Raw genomic sequence first — 792 nt, 5'->3', positions numbered from 1 at the left:
AGCCTATAGTGGAGAATGCAGTGAGGCATGGGGTGCTAGGAAACTCGCGGGGTGGAAATTTGCTGATTCGCATTAAGGATAACATTGATCACGTTGAGATCTCGATCATCGATGATGGAGTTGGAATGACAGAAGACAAACTGCGCAATGTCCTCGAACCCCGTCCAGGACAAAAGACGGGAATCGGACTGCGCAATACAGATCGAAGGTTGAAACAAATATACGGCAAGGGTCTATATATTCAAAGTGCTCCTGGTGCAGGCACTACAGTTTCATTTACAATATCCAATTGATATCCGTTCATACTCCCAATCTAGTACTCTTGTTCCAGGATTTATACCAGGCTGAAATAGGAGCACTGCAAGCAATATCCAATTCCTGGGCTAGTCTTGTATTCAGCAAGTTGTATTGATCAGACACGCCCATTCGATTACCCAAGGAGTTATACAGCTTCATAAGGTTAAAGTAACTTTCCTCTTCTAAGGGGTACCGTTGCTGGATGGCATTGTTCATTTCAATAGCAGATTCCGGCAGCTTTTGCTCAAGATAATAATCGCTTAGAAGATACGCATGATTCAGCCACAGGCGCCTCAGACGCTCGGTTTCGTATTCGGCCCACAGGTATCCGTAATCCCCCAGATAGTCTCCCTTATACATGGCAAAAACACGTTTGTGCTCCCGGATATTGTGCTGTCCGGGGGCTTCAATCTGCTTCATTTCTTTCTCCCATTCTTCCTTGTCAATGGTTGCGTTTCCAACAGAGAGCACATAACCTCTCTCAACGCCCATGCT

At 45.7% G+C, this 792-nt stretch carries 2 protein-coding genes; one reads left to right on the top strand and one right to left on the bottom strand.

The features are described 5' to 3' along the window. The coding region (locus AC1DWB_RS36475; protein ID WP_477545924.1) for a sensor histidine kinase at nucleotides 1–293 on the top strand (293 nt) is incomplete at its 5' end. 7 nt (nucleotides 294–300) lie between these two features. Here the strand turns inward: AC1DWB_RS36475 and AC1DWB_RS36470 are convergent. Next, nucleotides 301–792: bacterial transcriptional activator domain-containing protein (locus AC1DWB_RS36470; RefSeq protein ID WP_477545923.1), on the bottom strand; the 492-nt coding region annotated here is incomplete at its 5' end.

Source organism: Paenibacillus sp. P4_E11 (assembly GCF_056401635.1).
The sequence above is the reverse complement of the archived record's forward strand: the minus strand, read 5'-3'. Positions and strand labels throughout refer to the sequence as shown.